14 protein-coding genes are annotated in these 18333 nt (G+C 71.1%); 10 read left to right on the top strand and 4 right to left on the bottom strand.

What is annotated here, in order from left to right:
• The first annotated feature begins 24 nt into the window (after window positions 1-24).
• The 3 genes from gap to QSK34_RS37125 all read left to right on the top strand — a co-directional run bounded on the left by gap (window position 25) and on the right by QSK34_RS37125 (window position 2664).
• On the top strand, window positions 25-1017 hold the full coding sequence (gene gap / locus QSK34_RS37135; RefSeq protein ID WP_285591470.1) for a type I glyceraldehyde-3-phosphate dehydrogenase: 993 nt from the start codon (window positions 25-27) through the stop codon (window positions 1015-1017).
• A 104-nt stretch (window positions 1018-1121) separates the two neighbouring features.
• Window positions 1122-2009, top strand: a complete 888-nt coding sequence (locus QSK34_RS37130; protein WP_285591469.1) for a universal stress protein — start codon at window positions 1122-1124, stop codon at window positions 2007-2009.
• Window positions 1999-2664: a CBS domain-containing protein gene (locus QSK34_RS37125; RefSeq protein WP_161483004.1), complete on the top strand. Its 666-nt coding sequence runs from the start codon at window positions 1999-2001 to the stop codon at window positions 2662-2664. The genes QSK34_RS37130 and QSK34_RS37125 overlap by 11 nt, the downstream gene beginning before the upstream one ends.
• Window positions 2665-2722: 58 nt before the next feature.
• Here QSK34_RS37125 and QSK34_RS37120 read toward each other — a convergent pair whose 3' ends face one another.
• The 3 genes from QSK34_RS37120 to QSK34_RS37110 are packed head-to-tail and all read right to left on the bottom strand — an operon-like array spanning window position 2723 to window position 6946.
• On the bottom strand, window positions 2723-3397 hold the full coding sequence (locus QSK34_RS37120) for a CBS domain-containing protein (RefSeq protein ID WP_285591468.1): 675 nt from the start codon (window positions 3395-3397) through the stop codon (window positions 2723-2725).
• Window positions 3398-3432: 35 nt separating this feature from the next.
• Window positions 3433-6030, bottom strand: a complete 2598-nt coding sequence (locus QSK34_RS37115) for a bifunctional acetate--CoA ligase family protein/GNAT family N-acetyltransferase (protein WP_285591467.1) — start codon at window positions 6028-6030, stop codon at window positions 3433-3435.
• Complete coding sequence (locus QSK34_RS37110; RefSeq protein WP_285591466.1) at window positions 6020-6946, bottom strand: Acg family FMN-binding oxidoreductase; 927 nt, start codon at window positions 6944-6946, stop codon at window positions 6020-6022. Before QSK34_RS37110 ends, QSK34_RS37115 begins: the two co-directional genes overlap by 11 nt.
• Window positions 6947-7106: 160 nt before the next feature.
• Here QSK34_RS37110 and QSK34_RS37105 point away from each other — a divergent pair, with 160 nt between their 5' ends.
• Entirely contained in the window at window positions 7107-8759 is a 1653-nt protein-coding gene (locus QSK34_RS37105; protein ID WP_285591465.1) for a sensor histidine kinase, read from the top strand.
• A gap of 6 nt (window positions 8760-8765) precedes the next feature.
• Here QSK34_RS37105 and QSK34_RS37100 read toward each other — a convergent pair whose 3' ends face one another.
• On the bottom strand, window positions 8766-9407 hold the full coding sequence (locus QSK34_RS37100; protein WP_285591464.1) for a response regulator transcription factor: 642 nt from the start codon (window positions 9405-9407) through the stop codon (window positions 8766-8768).
• 107 nt (window positions 9408-9514) lie between these two features.
• Here QSK34_RS37100 and QSK34_RS37095 point away from each other — a divergent pair, with 107 nt between their 5' ends.
• The 6 genes from QSK34_RS37095 to QSK34_RS37070 all read left to right on the top strand — a co-directional run.
• Window positions 9515-10900, top strand: coding sequence for a cytochrome ubiquinol oxidase subunit I (locus QSK34_RS37095; protein ID WP_285591463.1), 1386 nt, complete (start codon window positions 9515-9517; stop codon window positions 10898-10900).
• A gap of 9 nt (window positions 10901-10909) precedes the next feature.
• On the top strand, window positions 10910-11908 hold the full coding sequence (gene cydB / locus QSK34_RS37090; RefSeq protein ID WP_285591462.1) for a cytochrome d ubiquinol oxidase subunit II: 999 nt from the start codon (window positions 10910-10912) through the stop codon (window positions 11906-11908).
• A gap of 101 nt (window positions 11909-12009) precedes the next feature.
• On the top strand, window positions 12010-12564 hold the full coding sequence (locus QSK34_RS37085; RefSeq protein ID WP_285591461.1) for a DoxX family membrane protein: 555 nt from the start codon (window positions 12010-12012) through the stop codon (window positions 12562-12564).
• A 123-nt stretch (window positions 12565-12687) separates the two neighbouring features.
• A complete protein-coding gene (locus QSK34_RS37080) occupies window positions 12688-14985 on the top strand; it encodes a phosphoketolase family protein (protein ID WP_285591460.1) in 2298 nt (765 codons plus the stop codon).
• Between the two features lie 31 nt (window positions 14986-15016).
• A complete protein-coding gene (locus QSK34_RS37075; RefSeq protein WP_285591459.1) occupies window positions 15017-15856 on the top strand; it encodes a universal stress protein in 840 nt (279 codons plus the stop codon).
• On the top strand, window positions 15853-18333 hold a 2481-nt coding region (locus QSK34_RS37070; RefSeq protein WP_285591458.1), incomplete at its 3' end, for a cation-translocating P-type ATPase. The genes QSK34_RS37075 and QSK34_RS37070, both read left to right, overlap by 4 nt.

Below are 18333 nucleotides of genomic sequence, written 5' to 3'. Positions count from 1 at the left end.
CTCGACGAAACGAAGGAGAAGACCATGACGAGGATCGGCATCAACGGATTCGGGCGGATCGGCCGGGCCGTGCTAAGAGCGGGTGTGGACCGGGGCCTGGACATCGTGGCGATCAACGACCTCGCCGACCCCGAGGCGCTGGCCCACCTGCTCAAGCACGACTCCACCCACGGCACCTACGACCGACCGGTGACCTCCACCCCCGGCGGCCTCGTGGTCGGCGGCGTGCGCATACCGGTGACCGGCCACCACCACCCCTCCGGCATCGACTGGCGCGACTACGGCGTGGACCTGGTCATCGAGGCGACCGGCCGGTTCCGCGCCCGCGCCGACGTGGAGACGCACCTGAAGAACGGCGCGCGGAAGGTCCTGGTGAGCGCACCCGGCAAGGGCATGGACGTCACGATCGTGCCCGGTGTCAACGACGCCGCCTACGACCCGGCCACACACCGGATCATCTCCATGGCGTCCTGCACCACCAACTGCGTGGCGCCGATGGTGAAGGTGCTCGACGACACGTTCGGGCTCGTCAAGGGCTTCATGACCACCGTCCACGCTTACACCGGCGACCAGCGCCTGCTCGACGCGCCCCACAAGGACCCGCGCCGCGCCCGTTCGGCCGCCGTCAACATCATCCCCACCACGACCGGCGCCGCCCGCATGGTCGGCGAGGTCCTGCCCGCGCTGTCCGGACGCCTGGACGGCGTCGCCCTCCGGGTCCCCGTCACCGACGGTTCCCTCACGGACCTGTCGGCCGTCGTGTCCCGCCGGACGACCGTCGAGGAGGTCAACCACGCCTTCGCCCAGGCCGGAGAGGGCCCTCTCGCGGGTGTGCTCCGCTACAGCACCGCTCCGCTGGTCTCCAGCGACGTGATCGGCGACCCGGCGTCCTGCGTGTTCGACGCTCCGCTCACCCAGGTCGACGGCGACCTGGTGAAGGTGTTCGGCTGGTACGACAACGAGTGGGGCTACGCCAGCCGCCTGGCCGAGACGGCCGGCCGCATCGCCGCCGAATGACGGCGATGACCAGGTCCGGTGCTTTCGCCTCCCTCGGCAGGGACCTTCGTCCCTGGGGAGGCGAGTCCGGGCGGAGTGTCATGGAGGTGACCCCAGGAGGAGCCATGAAAGAAGCCATCGTCGTCGGTGTGGACGGTTCCCCGGCCACCGTCGCCGCCATCGAGTGGGCCGCGGACGACGCGGCCCGGACCGGCCTGCCGTTGCGCGTCGTCTTCGCCGTCGAGCGGTCCCCGCACGAGATCCCCAAATTCCCCAACCCCCACCTGGAGGACGCGCTGTCCCGGGGCGCGGTCCGCGTCCTCCAAGAGGCCGAGAGGGCCGCCAAGGCCAGACAGCCCGGGATCACCGTCGTCACCGAGCAGATCGAGGGCCGGCCGGCGGACGTCCTGCGCCGGGCCGCCGCCCAGGCGGCTGAGCTGGTCGTCGGCACCCGGGGCATGGGCGGCTTCGCGGGCGCGGTCGTCGGGTCGGTGAGCTCGCACGTCGCCGGGCACGTGCCCGGTCCCGTGGTGGTGGTCCGCCACCTTCCGGGACTGCCCACCGGCGAGATCGTCGTCGGCGTGGACGACTCCCCCGCCGCGCAGCCCGCGCTGGCCTACGCGTTCGAGCAGGCCCGGTCGCGTTACAGCACCCTGCGGGCGGTGCGCGCCTGGATGGAGCCGGTGCACGCGTACGCGCCCGGCATCATCTACGACCTGGAGGAGATCGGCACCGCGCAGCACGCCGTGGTCGCGGGGATCCTCGATCCCTGGCGGGAGCGGTACCCGGAGATCAAGGTCATCGAGGACGTGCGCCTGAGCCATCCCGTCGCGGCCCTGGTGGACGCCTCCGCGGGCGCCGACCTGCTCGTCGTGGGCTCGCACGGCCGGAGCGCGGTCGCCTCGGCGCTGATGGGCTCGGTCAGCCGGGCCGTCCTGCACCACGCCGAGTGCCCGGTCGCCGTCGTCCGGCCCGACGCACCTGTGGAGGGGGCAGAGAATCATGTCCGTTGAGGTCAAAGACGTCATGGGCCGCGTGGCGATCGCCGTGGAGATGGAGGCGGACTTCGCCGAGATCCTGTCCGCCATGCAGCGGTTCAAGGTCGGCGCCGTCGCCGTCGTCGACGCCGACCGCCGCCCCGTCGGAGTCGTGTCGGAGGACGACCTGCTGCTGCGGGAGATCGTCCCCCGGCGCACGTTCGCCTCGTTCGGCCCGGGCAACCGGGCGCGGCAGCGCAAGGAGCGGGCGGTGCGGGCGGCCGAGCTGATGACCTCGCCCGCGATCGTCGTGACGCCGGGGACGTCGGTGAAGTCCGCCGCGCGGCTGATGCACGAGCACCGTGTGAAGCAGCTTCCGGTGATCGACCCGGTCACCGGGCGGGTCTGCGGCACCGTCCACCAGTTCGACCTGCTGCGGGTGTTCCTCCGTCCAGCGGCCGAGCTGGAGGCCGACGTCACGGCCGCCGTCCACGCGGCCGCCGCGAATCCCGAGACGATCACCTGCGATGTCGACAAAGGGATGGTCACCGTCGCCGGAGAGATCGGGGACCTGGAGCTCCGCAGGCTTCTCAGGGAGATCCGGGAGATCGACGGCGTGATCGACGTCGCGGTGGGCGAGATCACGGTGCGCGGCTCCGCTCCGGAAGCCGTCTTCCCCCCTCTGCTCTGAACACGGAACGAAAGGCCGGCCCGGCGATCCACTCGCCGGGCCGGCCTTTCGCGCTTGTTCAGAGGCCGGACCAGGTGACCCCGTCGTCCTGTGTCCACGTCATCTCGTTGACGACGTCGACGACGCCGTTGACGCGTTCGATGACACGCGCGACGAGGGCGCCCTCGCTCCTGCGGCGCGTCGATCCGCCGAGGCGGACGATTCCTTCTTCCACGATGACGCGCACGCCGGAGGTGTCGATGCCGAGGCGTCCTCCGAGGACGTCGCCGGCGATCTCCTCCGCCAGTTCGGCGTCCGGGCGGAGGAACGGCTTGATCAGGTCACGCCTGCTGACCACGCCGATCAGCCGACCGGCGTCGTCGACCACGGGCAGCCGCTTGACGTCCTCGCGCTCCATGAGCCGGGCCACGTACCCGCACGAGAAGTCCGGGCCGATGGTCACCGCCGGAGAGGTCATCAACTCGGCCGCCGTGTCACCGTGGGCCGTGCGTCCGGGGTCGCGCCGGTGATTCAGCCGATGACGCAGACGGGCGCGCAGCGGGGGCTGGTAGCCCTCGCGGTAGTACTGCTCGCGGAACTGCTCCTTGCGCAGCAGGTCCTCTTCGGAGATGACGCCGAGCACCCGGCCGTCGTCTCCGACGACCGGGACTCCACTGATCTCGTTCCCGATGATGGTCTCGGCGACCTCCTTGAAGGTCGCGTCCGGATGAACCGTCACAACCTCCTGAGTCATCAGGGTTCGTACGGTGGGTCGCATGTCTCCTCCTGTCAGCGGAGTCTGCGGATGAACGGCGAGGGCGGGCGTCCGGCCGGGGCCAGTCTGATTCGGGCGTCGACGGCGACCGCGCCGCCGGGGGTGACGATCACCGGGTTGAGGTCGAGTTCGGCGACCTCCGGGAGGGCGTCCATGAGCAGGCCCACTCTTCTGACGACCTCTGCCAGCGCCTGGGCGTCGGCCGGGGGCCTGCCGCGGTAGCCGTACAGGACGGGGTGCGAGCGGAGCTCGCGGATCATCCCCTCGGCGGTGGCCGCCGAGAACGGCGGCACCCGGAAGGCGCGGTCGGCGAGCAGGTCGGCGGTGACGCCGCCCATGCCGACCATGACCAGCGGGCCGAAGGCGGGATAGTTGACACCGCCGACGATGATCTCGGTACCCTGCTCGACCATCGGCTGGACGACAGCGCCGGTCATCTCAGCGCCGATCGACTCCCGCATCGCGACGAAGGCGGCCCTGGTCTCCTCCGGAGTGGTCAGGCCGACCCGTACACCGCCGACGTCGCTCTTGTGGACGGGGCCGACCGCCTTCAGCACCACCGGACCGCCCAGGGCGGCGGACGCCTCGGCCGCCGCCTCGGCATCGGACACGCTGATCGTCTGGACGAGCGGGATGCCGAAGTGCCGGAGCAGTCCGTCGAGCGCGTGGGGGTCGAGCCATCCTTCGGGGGCCTGCCCCGTCAGCAGTGCCCGCGCGGTGAGGTCGTCGAAGCCGCCCGTCTCCACCTCCTCCGCGGGAGAGTTCCGCCACTCGGTGTAATGGACGACCCGGGCCAGTGCCTGGACGGCCTGTTCAGGGTAGGCGTAGCTCGGCACCCGGCCGTCGATGAGGCCGTCCTCGCCCAGGATGCAGGCGATGACCGGCTTGCGCGCTTCGCGGGCGGCCTTGGCGATGGCCTCCTTGGTGGCGGGCGCGCCGGAGCCGAAGGGCGGGGTGTAGACGGCCAAGACGACATCCACCCCGGGGTCGGCCAGAGCGCTTTCGATCCCCAGCCCGATGTCCTCGGCGGACGCCTCCGCGCCCAGGTCGACCGGGTTGCCGAGGGCCGCCGAGGGGAACCTGCGCCGCAGTTCGGCGCCAGGGTCGAGGGCGGGAACGGTCAGGCCGGCGCGTTCGCAGACGTCGGCCGTCATGGCCTCCGGGCCGCCCGAGTTGCCGACGATGGCGACCCGCCGCCCGGCGGGCAGGGGTTGGGTCTCCAGGAGCCGGGCGGTGTCGTACATGTCGCGGATGCTGTCGAGGCGGATCACCCCGGCCGCGCGGACCAGCGCGTCGACGGCGATGTCCGGCGTCGCGGCGGCGGCGGTGTGGGAGCGCACGGCCCGGTCACCCGCCTCCGAACGGCCGCTCTTGACCAGCAGGACCGGCTTGCGCCGCCCCACCCGGGCGGCGATCCGGGCGAACCTGCGGGGGTTGCCGAACGACTCCAGGTAGAGCGCGATGACGCGGGTGGTCTCGTCGTCCTCCCAGTACTCCAGCAGGTCGTTTCCGCTGACGTCGGCCTTGTTGCCGACCGACACGAACGAGGAGATCGGCAGCCGGTCGAGCAGCACCGCGCCGACCGCCCCCGACTGGGACAGCACCGCGACACCGCCCGGTTCCGGCGTGCCGCGCAGGAAGCTGGCGTTCAGGTGGGCGGCGGTGTTGACGATGCCCAGGCAGTTGGGGCCGATCAGGCGCATCCCCGCCGTGCGGCAGATCGTCAGGAGTTCGCGTTCGGCGTCCTTGCCGCCATGCTCGGCGAACCCGGCCGACAGGACCACCAGGCCGCGCACCCCCGTCGCCGCGCAGTCGCGGGCCACGTCCGGGACCGCCTTCGCGGGGACCGCCACCACGACGACGTCGACCCGCTCGGGCAGCATGGCCAGGGAGGGGTAGGCCGGCCAGCCGGCGATCTCGTCGGCGTGCGGGTTGACGGGGTAGATCGTGCCGGGGAATCCGCCGTCTATCAGGTTGCGCAGCACCTTGTGCCCGACCGAGCCGGGATCGCGGCCGGCGCCGACGACGGCGACGGCGCGTGGTTCCAGCACCCGTCGCAGCGAGGCGCGTTCGGCCTCGTGATCGCGGGCCGCGATGGTCCCGGCCAGGCGACTTCCCGCGGTGAGCGCCGCGATCACGCGGGTGTCCGGGCCACTGCGGGTGATCTCGACCGGCAGGCCCACGTGGGAGAGCACGTCGAGCATGACCTTGTTCTCGGTCAGGACGTCGGCGACGAAGCGGGTCACCCCCTCGGCCGCGGCGGCGAGGGCCAGGTGCTCGATGAGCAGCGTGCCCAGGCCGGTGCCGTGCAGGGCGTCGTCCACGAGGACGCCGAGGTCGGCGGCGCCGTCCGCGTCCGGGATGTACTCGGCGACAGCGGCGAGCCGTCCCGCCACCAAGGCGACCAGCACACGGCCGTGATGGCCGGGCCGGGCGATCGCGTCCATGTACGCGTGCGCCGTCGCCCGGCCTCCGGTGAAGAACCGCAGGTACGCGGATTTCTCGGAGACGCGTTCCACCAGTTCGTGCAGTTCCGGCACGTCGCCGGGGCCAAGCGGGCGTATGTGGGCGATGCCGCCGTCGCGCAGCAGGACGTCGCATTCATCGGACATGGTGGATCTCCAGTTCAGTCACGGGACGGCGGGGCGCGCGCGGCACGGGCGGGCCGAAGCCGAACCTGATGATCATTTGTGGATGCCCGCGACGGTGGCGGGGGTCGGTGTGGCCGCGCATGTCGCGCAGGTCGAGCGGCTGGTTCAGGAAGGACGTGGACAGCCCGGCGGCGGTGGCGACGAGGAGCACCCGTTCGAGGGCCTGCCCGGCGCGCAGCCAGTCGACCGGCCCGTCACCGGGCGTGGTGAGGACGGCGATCCGCGGACGCGCCTCGAATGTGGCCGACCGGTACCGCCGGCCGAGGTTCCGGGTCACGGGCGGGTCGCCGTCCGGGCCGGGGCCGCGAACGTAGTCGGGCACCGCCCACCGGGTGAGCTCCGCCTGATAGTCGCCGTCGCGGCCCAGTTCGTCCTCCGCGATGGCCGCGTATTCGAGCAGCTCATGAACCCCGGTGCGGTCGAGGACGACCAGGCAGGCGCCCTCCCGGCTGGCGGCGATCTTCATATCGCCGATGATCCCGGCGGGCACGGCCCGATCGTCGTAGGGCTCGCGGTTGGTCCTGCGGGCGGGGATGGCGGCGTACAGACGGCGCTCGGCGGGGAGGGGCGCCTCGGTCTCCTTGAGGCGCACGGCGGCCAGCAGGCCGGGTTCGGGCATCAGCCACACCAGCGGGTGGTGACCCGTCTGCCGGACGGCCAGCCGGAGGTTGAGCAGGGCGGCACCGCAGCTCACGTGCAGCGACCTGGCGCGGGGGTCCCCCACCGTCAGCCGGCGATCCGGGTCGGCGGACAGCTCGACGTACTCGCGGCGCACGACCCGGAACCGCCACGGCTGGGTGTTCTGCACCGACGGCGCCTCTCCGGCTGCGATCAGGAGCCGGCGTGTCCCAAGATCGGTGGCGAGCGGAGTGATCATGGCAAAGCCTCCTTAACGGGCTCTGCCTCCAGGTTCTCGCCCGCCGTCCCGCCTGCCGCAGGGCCGGAGGGCTCTGCGGTCAGGGACTTTGGTCCACCGATGCACTTGGTGCCACAATTCGGAAATGACCACGGAGGGAACGCATCCTCTGATTCCGAGCATGCGCCTGGACGAGCTGCTCGCCGAGCTCCAATCACGCCTGGAGGCGGTGCTCGCCACCCGCGACCGGGTCCACACACTCCTGGAAGCCGTCGTCCTGGTCGGCAGCGACCTCCAGCTCGAGACGGTGCTCCGGCGCATCGTCGAGACCGCGACCCAACTGGTGGACGCCAGCTACGGCGCCCTCGGCGTGATCGGCGAGGAGAACACCCTGCTGGAGTTCATCCCGGTCGGCCTCAGCGAGGAGGAGATCGCCCGGATCGAACACTGGCCCCACGGTCTCGGCCTGCTCGGACTGCTGATCAAAGAGCCCCGGCCACTGCGGATGTCCCGAATCTCCGACCATCCCGAGTCGTACGGGTTTCCCCCCGGCCACCCGCCGATGGGCTCCTTTCTCGGCGTCCCCCTGAGACTCCGTGAGGAGGTCTTCGGCAACCTCTACCTCACCGAGAAACGCGGCGGAGCCGACTTCGACGAAGAGGACGAGGCCGTCGTCATCGCCCTGGCCACGGCCGCCGGCGTGGCCATCGAGAACGCCCGCCTCTACGGGGAGACCCACCGCCGGGAGATCTGGTTGCAGGCCAGCTCCGAGGTCACGACGAGCCTGCTGTCCGGCGCGGACGTCGGCGACGTGCTCAGCCAGGTGGCCCGGAACGTCCGGGACATGGCGGACGCCGACGTCGCCTCGATCCTCTTCCCCATCGACGACGGCCGGGCGCTGCGCGTGCTGATCTCCGAAGGCGCCGAGGGCCTGCTGGGCACCGAGATCGGCATCGACGGGTCGCTGTCCGGCCAGGCCTTCCGGACCGGTGAGCCGGTCACGGTCCGCGATCTGGCCGCGACCGACTACGAGACCCTCGACAGCCTGCCGATCGGTCCCGCCACCGCCGTCCCGCTGGGCGCGGCCGGATCGATCAGGGGCGTGCTGGCCTTCGGCAAACGGCCGGGGCGCGTTCCGTTCGCCCCCTCGACGGTGCGCATGCTGCACTCCTTCGCCGGCCAGGCCGCCATCGCGCTTGAGCTGGCCGAAGCGAGGAGAGACGCCGAGCGTCTGGGCCTGCTGGAAGACCGCGACCGTATCGCCAAAGACCTGCACGATGTGGTCATCCAGCGGCTGTTCGCGGTGGCGATGACCCTGATGAGCACCATCCGGCTGGTCGACCGGCCCGAGGGGGCCTCCCGCGTCCAGCACGCCATCGACGAGCTCGACGCCACGATCCGCCAGATCCGGGCCACGATCTTCGCGCTTCAGGGACCGCTTGGGCCGGGCGGCTCGGGTCTGCGCGCGCAGATCGTGGATCTCGTCGAGGGAACCCGCGGGCACCTGGGGTTTCTCCCGGGACTGCGGCTGGAGGGACCGCTCGACAACGCCGTCCCGGAACCCGTCGCCGAACACCTGCTCGCCGTCCTCAGAGAGGCGCTGTCGAACCTCGTCCGACACGCGAAGGCGACCCGGGCCCAGGTCACGGCGGAGGTCGGCGGCGGGAACCTCACGCTGACGGTGGAGGACAACGGTGTCGGCCTGTCCCCGGACGGCCGCAGGAGCGGGCTGCGCAACCTGGACGACCGGGCCGACCAGCTGGGCGGCACGTTCGAGGCGGGTCCGGGCGCACTCGGTGGGACGCTGCTGCGCTGGAGCGTCCCGACCGGCTGACAGCCGTCAGTCGTGCCGGTCGGCCTGGAGGCGCGCGGCCAGGGCGGCCACCTGGGTGCGGCGCTGCATGCTGAGCTTGGTGAGCAGGGTGGACACGTAGTTCTTCACCGTCTTCTCGGCCAGGAACATGTGCTCGCCGATCTGGCGGTTGGTCAGCCCTTCACCGATGTACTCCAGAATGCGGCGCTCCTGGTCGGTCAGCGCGGCCAGGGGATCCTTGCGCGTGGCGTCGTCACGCAGGCGGTGCAGCATCGCGGCTGTGGTCTGCGGGTCCATCAGCGACTGCCCGGCCGCCACCGTGCGCACGGCGCCCACCAGGTCGGACCCGTGGATCTGCTTGAGGACATAACCCGACGCGCCCGCCATCACCGCCTGGAACAGCGCCTCGTCATCGGCGTACGAAGTCAGCATGAGGCACGCCAGACCGGGCACCCGATTGCGCACCTCGCGGCAGATCTCCACGCCGTTGCCGTCGGGCAGCCGCATGTCGAGCACCGCGACATCGGGGCGCAGCGCGGGGATGCGCGCGATCGCCGACTCCGCGGTGCCGGCCTCGCCGATCACCTCGATGTCGTCCTCGCTGTCCAGGAGCGCGGCGACACCGCGCCGGACGACCTCGTGATCATCGACAAGAAAAACCCGAATCATGCCGCCAATTTACTTTTACCGGACATAACGCAACAGGGACCAAGGTCCTGTCGTGCGAGGACCGAGTCCCCTGGGGACGGCCACATCCGGCCCCCCACGCTCCCACCATGGATGTCCTCGACCTCTCACGCTGGCAGTTCGGCATCACAACCGTCTACCACTTCCTGTTCATCCCGCTCACCATCGGTCTGTCAGTGCTGGTCGCGAGTCTGCAGACCGCCTGGTACCGCACCGGGAAACCCGGATATCTGCGGCTGACCCACTTCTGGGGCAAGCTCTTTCTGATCAACTTCGCGATGGGCGTGGTCACCGGCATCGTGCAGGAGTTCCAGTTCGGGATGAACTGGAGCGCCTATTCGCGGTTCGTCGGTGACGTGTTCGGCGCGCCGCTGGCCATGGAGGGGCTGATCGCCTTCTTCATGGAGTCGACGTTCCTCGGCCTGTGGATCTTCGGCTGGGACCGCCTGCCGCGCCGGGTGCACCTGGCGACGATCTGGCTCGCCTCGATCGGCACGGTCATCTCGGCGTACTTCATCCTCGCCGCCAACTCCTGGATGCAGCATCCCGTGGGATACCGGCTCAACCCGGTCAGCGGCCGGGCCGAGCTCACCGACATCGGCGCCGTGCTCACCAACTCCACGACCCTGGTCACCTTCCCCCATGTGATCTTCGGGGCGTTCGCCACGGCCGGCGCGTTCATGGCCGGGATCAGCGTCTGGCAGATCGCCCGTGACCGGGACACGGCGATCTTCCGCACCTCCGCCAGGCTGGCCATGTCGGTGAGTCTGGTCGCCGCGCTCGGGGTGGCGGTGTCGGGCCACGTGCAGGCCCAGATCATGACCGAGCAGCAGCCGATGAAGATGGCGGCGGCCGAAGCCCTCTGGGAGGACGAGACCTCGGCCGGGTTCTCGTTGTTCGCGATCGGTGACGTCGAGAACGGCCGCAACTCCGTCAACGTCCAGGTGCCCAACGGACTCAGCCTGCTGGCCACCAACAGCCTTGACGGCGCCGTCGAAGGCATCAACGACGTGCAGAAACGCTACGAGGCCACCTACGGCCCCGGCGACTACAAGCCGGTCGTCGGAATCGCCTACTGGTCGTTCCGCCTGATGATCGGCTTCGGCGCGCTGGCCGCGCTGCTCGCCCTGGCCGGACTCTGGCTGATGCGTCGCGGGCGCTTCCCCGGCGGTCCTTGGTTCACCCGGATCGCCCTGCTCGGCATCGGGCTGCCGTTCCTGGCCAACTCCCTCGGCTGGATCTTCACCGAGATGGGCCGCCAGCCGTGGACCGTCTTCGGCGTGATGCGCACCGCCGCCGCGGTCTCCCCGGGCGCCGACGTGCCGTCGGTCGCCCTGACTCTCGTGGGGTTCACCCTCGTGTACGCCGTCCTCGCCGCCGTCGAGATCCGGCTGCTGATCAAGTTCACCCGACTCGGGCCCGACCCCGAAGCCGGCACCGAAACCGTCCCGGCCGCGCCGGCTCTCTCCTACTAGAAGGCCCCCATGGAACTCACCACCATCTGGTTCATCCTGATCGCGGTCCTGTGGACCGGTTACTTCGTCCTGGAGGGTTTCGACTTCGGGGTCGGCGTGCTGCTGCCGTACGTGTCCCGCGACGAGGCCGATCGCAGGCTGGTCGTCGCCTCGATCGGGCCTGTCTGGGACGGCAACGAGGTGTGGCTGCTGGTCGCGGGCGGCGCGACGTTCGCCGCGTTCCCCGAGTGGTACGCCACCCTGTTCAGCGGCTTCTACCTGCCGCTGTTCCTCATCCTGCTGGCCCTGATCGCCCGCGGGATCGCCCTGGAGTATCGCAACAAGAGCGATTCCACCCGGGGCTGGGACCGCACCTTCTTCTGGGGCTCCCTCGCCCCCGCGTTCCTGTGGGGCGTCGCCTTCGCCAACATCGTGCGAGGCGTCCCCCTGGACGCCCGGCACGAGTTCACCGGGAATCTGCTCACCCTGCTCAGCCCCTACGCCCTGCTCGGCGGGGTGACCACGCTCGCGCTGTTCACCTTCCACGGGGCTCTGTTCCTCACCCTGCGCACGAACGGCGAACTGCGCCAGACCTCCGCTCGCGTCGGGCGGCAGGCCGGGCTGGCCGCCTTCCTGGCAGGAGGGCTGTTCCTGCTGCTCACGCAGCTCAACGACCCGAAACCAGCCACCTGGGTCACCACCGTCCTGGCGGCGGCCGGCATCGCCGCCGCACTGGCGCTCATCGGGCGGCGTGACGGCTGGGCGTTCACGGCGAACACCGTCGCCATCGTCGCGATCACCGCCACGCTGTTCGGCGGCCTGTGGCCCGACGTCATGCCCGCGCTCGACCCGGCCAACAGCCTGACCGTGACGAACGCGAGCTCCACCCCGTACACCCTGAGCGTGATGACCTGGGTGGCGGCGATCTTCACCCCGGTCGTGCTGGCCTACCAGGCGTGGACCTACTGGGTGTTCCGCCGGCGACTGACCGCGCCCAGGGACGAAAGTCCCGTCAGGCAGGGGTCTTGAGGACCACGGCGGGGAGTCTTCCAGCCCTGAGCACGGCCCCCGGAAAACGGTGTCATTGAAGTATCACAAGGCGACAGAAAATCCCCTGAAAGGGGCCGACGATGGCCACCACGCACGGACGCCGCATCTTCCACACGACCCCCCTCACCCCCCAGGCGGCCACCCCCGCTCCGCGCATCGCGGACCAGGTCTGGGCCGTCGCCCGCATCGCCCTCGGCTGGATCTTCCTGTGGGCCTTCCTCGACAAGCTGTTCGGATTCGGCTTCGCCACCCCCGCCGCCAAGGCGTGGATCAACGGCGGCACCCCGACCACCGGCTTCCTGAAGGGCGCCGCCGAAGGCCCCCTCGGCGGGTTCTACAACGCGCTCGCCGGCCACGCCCTGGTCGACTGGCTGTTCATGCTCGGTCTCCTCGGCATCGGCGTCGCCCTGATCGCCGGCATCGGCCTGCGGGTCGCCGCCGGTGCGGGCACCCTGATGATGGTCATGATGTGGGGCGCGGAACTGCCTCTCCAGACCAACCCCTTCATGGACGACCACATCGTCTACGCCGTCGTCCTCATCGGCCTGGCCGCCGCGGCGGCCGGCGACACCTGGGGCCTGGGCCGCTGGTGGGCCCGCCTCCCCATCGTCCAGAAGTACCCGATCCTCAAGTAGCAGCCCACGCATCGCGACGACGCCCCCCGGTTCTCCGGAGGGGCGTCGTCGCGTTTCCAACGGCCCTTCCCTACGGGACCTTGGTCCCTGGGATGGCCACGGCGCAGAAAGGACGATCGAAGCATGGACACGCTGGAGAAAGTCGACGCCTACTGGCGGGCCGCCAACTACCTCTCGGTCGGCCAGATCTACCTGCTGGACAACCCCCTGCTGACCGAGCCCCTCACGGCTGCGCACATCAAGCCCCGCCTGCTCGGTCACTGGGGCACCACCCCCGGGCTCAACTTCATCTTCGCCCACCTGAACCGTGTCATCACCGAACGCGGCCAGGACATGATCTACATCGCCGGGCCCGGCCACGGCGGACCCGCCGCCGTCGCGCACGCCTGGCTGGAGGGCTCCTACAGCGAGACCTACCCGGACGTCTCCCAGGACGCCGCCGGGATGCGCCGCCTGTTCCGCCAGTTCAGCTTTCCGGGCGGCATCCCCAGCCACGTGGCGCCGGAGACCCCCGGCTCCATCCACGAGGGCGGCGAACTCGGCTACTCGCTCGCGCACGCCTACGGCGCGGCCTTCGACAACCCCGGCCTCGTGGTCGCCTGTGTCATCGGCGACGGCGAGGCGGAGACCGGGCCGCTGGCGGCGAGCTGGCACTCGAACAAGTTCACCGACCCCGAGCGCGACGGCGCCGTCCTGCCGATCCTCCACCTGAACGGCTACAAGATCGCCAACCCGACCGTACTGTCCCGGATTCCCGCCGAAGAGCTGACCAAGCTCATGGAGGGCTACGGCTACCGTCCATACACCGTCGAGGGCGAGGACCCGGCGGCCATGCACAAGCTGATGGCCGACACCCTGGACGCCGTCTTCGACGACATCGCGGCGGGACTCCAGCCGATGATCATCCTGCGTACCCCCAAGGGGTGGACCGGCCCCAAGGAGGTCGACGGCGTACCAGTCGAAGGAACATGGCGCTCCCACCAGGTGCCGCTGGCCTCGGTCCGGGAGAACCCCGCCCACCTCGCGATGCTGGAGCAGTGGATGCGGTCGTACCGCCCGGAGGAACTGTTCGGCGCCGACGGCCGTCCCGTCCCGGAGATCCTCGGCACGGTGCCGTCCGGCGACCTGCGCATGAGCGCGAGCCCCCACGCCAACGGCGGAAAACTGCTCCGCCCGCTTGTCCTGCCCGACTTCCGCGACTACGCGGTGGACGTGCCCTCACCCGGCACGGCCACCACCGAGCCGACCCGCGTCCTGGGCAGATTCCTGCGGGACGTGATGGCCGCCAACGAGGCCAACTTCCGGATCATGGGCCCCGACGAGACCGACTCCAACCGCCTGTCGGCCGTCTTCGACACCACCGACCGGGCGTGGAACGCCCAGATCCTCCCCACCGACCAGCACCTCGCACGCGGCGGCCGCGTCATGGAGGTGCTGTCGGAGCACCTGTGCCAGGGCTGGCTGGAGGGCTACCTCCTCACCGGCAGGCACGGCCTGTTCAACTGCTACGAGGCCTTCATCCACATCATCGACGCCATGTTCAACCAGCACGCCAAGTGGTTGTCCACCACCCGGAAGATCCCCTGGCGCCGCCCCGTCGCCTCGCTCAACTACCTGCTGTCCTCCCACGTCTGGCGGCAGGACCACAACGGCTTCAGCCACCAGGACCCCGGATTCCTCGACGTCGTCGTGAACAAGAAGGCGGAAGTCGTACGCGTGTACCTGCCACCGGACGCCAACACCCTGCTGTCGGTCGCCGACCACTGCCTCCGCTCACGCGACTACGTCAACGTGATCGTCGCCGGGAAACAGCCCGTCTTGGACCTGTTCGGCCCCGGCGAGGCGATCACCCACTGCAGCCGCGGCCTCGGCATCATCGACTGGGCCTCCACCGACGCCGGCGAGGAGCCCGACGTGGTGCTGGCCTGCGCGGGCGACGTCCCGACACTGGAGACCCTCGCCGCCGCCGCGCTGCTGCGCGAACACCTGCCGAGCCTGCGGGTCCGCGTCGTCAACGTGGTCGACCTGATGCGCCTCCAGCCGTCGACCGAACACCCGCACGGACTGCCCGACGCCGAGTTCGACGCCCTGTTCACCACCGACAAGCCGGTCATCTTCAACTTCCACGGCTACCCCTGGCTGATCCACCGCCTCACCTACCGCCGGACCGGCCACCCCAACATCCACGTGCGCGGCTACAAGGAGGAGGGCACCACGACCACCCCCTTCGACATGGCCATGCTCAACGACATCGACCGCTACCACCTGGTCATGGACGTCATCGACCGCGTCCCCGGCCTGGGCGCCACACAGGCGCACCTGCGCCAGCGGATGAACGACGCCCGGCTGCGCGCCCGCGCGTACACGCGCGAACACGGCGAGGACCTCCCGGAAGTCCGCGACTGGACCTGGTCCCGTTGAGAGGCCGCTACGGCGGCAGAAGGAGAACACCATGATCGTCGTCGGAGTGGACGGAATGCGTCCCGGAGTGCTCGCGGCCGAGTGGGCCGCCGGGGAGGCGGTGCTTCGCGGCCTTCCGCTGAATGTCGTGAACGTCGTCCCCGCGTGGTGCCTGCTGAGTGACCTGACCGGCACGATCGCCGAGGTCGGCGCATGGATGCGCAACGGCGGCGAGGCCGCCCTGGCCGAGGCGGCGGCCGCCGCCCGGCGCGCGGCGGAGAAGGCGGCCGTCGAGACCTCCCTGCTGAGTGGTGATCCCCGGCACGAGCTCATCGAGATCTCGAGGGAGGCCGACCTCCTCGTCGTCGGCGATTCCGGCATGGGTTCCCTGCGGGGCCTCCTGATCGGATCCGTCGCCCTGGGCGTGGCCGGTCACGCCCACTGCGACGTGGTGGTGGTGCGGCCCCCGGCGACCGCGCCACAGGCGGAGGTCGTCGTCGGCGTCGACGGGTCGGCCGCTCAGGGTGACGTGCTCGACTTCGCCTTCCGGGAAGCCGCCGCGCGCGACGCCGCCCTGCGTGCCGTCCTGGCCTGGAACTGGCGGGACGTCCTCGGTGCCGGCACCCTCGGCGACGAACCGGAAGACGGCAGGCGGGCCCTGGCGGAGGCCATGGCCGGTCGTCGCGAACTCTTTCCGGACGTCCGAGTGTCGATGGAGGTCGTCGAAGGGCACCCGGTCGACGTCCTGCGCCAGGCCGCCGCCCAGGCCGAACTCCTGGTGGTCGGATCACGCGGGCACGCCGCCCTGGCCGGGATGGTCCTGGGGTCGGTCAGCCAGGCCCTGCTGCACGTCGCCCCCTGCCCCGTCGCCGTCGTACGCACGCGACGATGAAGACACGAGGTTTCGAATACCACGGGCTCTCCACCCGTGAGGCGGCGGTCCTGCTGAAGCGGGACGGCCCCAACCTGCCGCCGCAGCGGCCCCCGACACCCTTGTGGCGGCGGATCGCCGGGCAGATGAAGGACCCGCTGATCCTCGTCCTGCTTGTGGCCGCCGCCTTGACCGCCGCCACCCGGGACTGGGCCGACATGAGCGTGATCCTGCTGGTGATCGCGGTCAACACCACCGTCGGGGTGGTGCAGGAAGTACGCGCCGACCGGGCCATCACCGCCCTCTCGCGGCTCACCGCCCCATCCGCCCGGGTGGTCAGAGACGGCGCCCAGACGCCGGTCCCGGCGGCCGAGGTGGTGCGGGGCGATCTGCTGGTGCTGGCCGAGGGAGATGTGATCCCCGCCGACGCCGTGGTGGTGGAGTCGGCCGGGCTGCTGGTGGACGAGTCGGCGCTGACCGGGGAGTCCGTGTCGATCGACAAGGGGGACGGTGAGCGTCTGTCCGCCGGGACCATGGTGGTGCGGGGGCGGGGCCAGGCCGAGGTCACGGCGATCGGTGCCGCGAGCGCCGTCGGCCGCATCGCCTCGATGATGGGCGAGAAGGCGGCGCTGACGCCGCTCCAACGCCGGCTGGCAGGCGTCGGACGCGTGCTGGCCGGGGTCGCGGTGGCGCTGTGCGCGCTGGTGCTGGCCCTGGGCCTGCTGCGCGGGCAGCCGGTGGAGCTGATGGTGGTGACCGCGATCAGCCTCGTCGTCGCCGCCGTACCCGAATCCCTGCCGGCCGTGGTCACACTGAGCCTCGCGCTGGGCGCCCGGCGGATGACCACGCGGTCGGCGCTGGTGCGCCGCCTGCACGCGGTGGAGACCCTGGGCTCGGTGACCGTACTGGCCACGGACAAGACCGGCACCCTCACCGAGGGCCGGATGGTCGTCCGCGAGATGTGGACCCCCGTCGGAGAAGCGCTGCTCACCGGCTCCGGCTACGCGCCGGAAGGCGAGGTCCGCTTCTCCCCCGGCACGGCCGCCGGCGACTTCACCGACCTGGCGACCGCGGCGGCCCTGTGCAACGACGCCACGCTCGTCCGCGACTCCGAGGGCAGATGGGAGGCGCTGGGCGACCCGACCGAGGCCGCCCTGCTGGCCGCCGCCGCCAAACTGGGCCTGGACCATGCCGGACTCCAGCGCCTGTTCCCGAGGGTCGGCGAACTCCCCTTCGACAGCGACCGCAAGCGCATGACCACCGCACACCGACTGCCCGACGGCCGGACTCTGGTGATCTGCAAAGGCGCCCCCGAAGTGCTGCTCCATCCCCCGCTGCTCGGCGACGCGCCGGAGTTGCTCGAACGCGCGGCCGCGGAGGCCGACCGGCTCGCCCGCGCGGGTTACCGGGTGCTGGCGGTCGCGCGGGCCGACCTCGACGGAACGCCTGCGGGCACCGAGGAGCGCGGCCTGCGCCTGATCGGCCTGGTGGCGATGCTCGACCCGCCGAGGCAGGAGGCCGCCACCGCCGTGACCGCCTGCCGCAGGGCCGGGATCCGGCCCCTGCTGATCACCGGCGACCATCCGGGAACCGCCCGCGCCATCGCCGTGGAACTGGGCATCGTCGAACACGACGGCCTGGTCGCCGACTGCCGCGAGACAGACGCCCACCGGCAGGACGCCACCGTATACGCCCGCGCCACTCCCGCCCAGAAACTGGACATCATCCGGCGCCTGCGGGACCGCGGCGAGGTGCTGGCCATGACAGGCGACGGGGTCAACGACGGTCCCGCCCTGCGGCACGCCGATATCGGGGTGGCCATGGGCCTCCGGGGCACCGAAGTCGCCCGTCAGGCCGCCGACCTGGTACTCGCCGACGACAACCTGACCACCGTGGTCGCCGCCGTCCAGGAGGGCAGGCGCGTCTACGCCAACATCCGCCGCTTCCTCGTGTACGGCCTGTCCGGCGGGGCCGCGGAGATCGCCGTGATGCTGCTGGGCCCCTTCCTCGGTCTTCCGCTGCCGCTGCTGCCCGCCCAGATCCTGTGGATCAACCTGCTCACCCATGGCCTGCCCGGCGTGGCCCTGGGCGGCGAGCCCGCCACGCCCGGATCCATGGACGTCCCACCGCGCCCTCCGAGGGAGAGCATCCTCGGGGCGGGCCTGTGGCAGCGGGTGGTCCGCATCGCCGCGGTGCTGACCGCCGTGACACTCGGCGTCGCGGTGTGGGCCGCTCACACCGGCCGCCCCTGGCAGAGCATGGCCTTCCTGGCCCTGGGCGCGGCACAGCTCGGCGTCGCCCTCGGCTCACGCACCCGGCCCGGCACCCGGGCCAATCCACTGCTGCCGATCGCCGTCGCGGGCGCGTTCGCGCTCCAGCTGGCCGGGCTGTACCTCCCGCCCCTGCGCGACCTTCTGGGCACCCGGCCACTGGCCGCCGGTGACCTGGTGATCGTGCTGGCGGTATCGGTGCTGGGCTACGCCGCGGTGCGACTCGAC

Source organism: Herbidospora sp. NBRC 101105 (assembly GCF_030269205.1).
Classification (GTDB): domain Bacteria; phylum Actinomycetota; class Actinomycetes; order Streptosporangiales; family Streptosporangiaceae; genus Herbidospora; species Herbidospora solisilvae.
The sequence above is the reverse complement of the archived record's forward strand: the minus strand, read 5'-3'. Positions and strand labels throughout refer to the sequence as shown.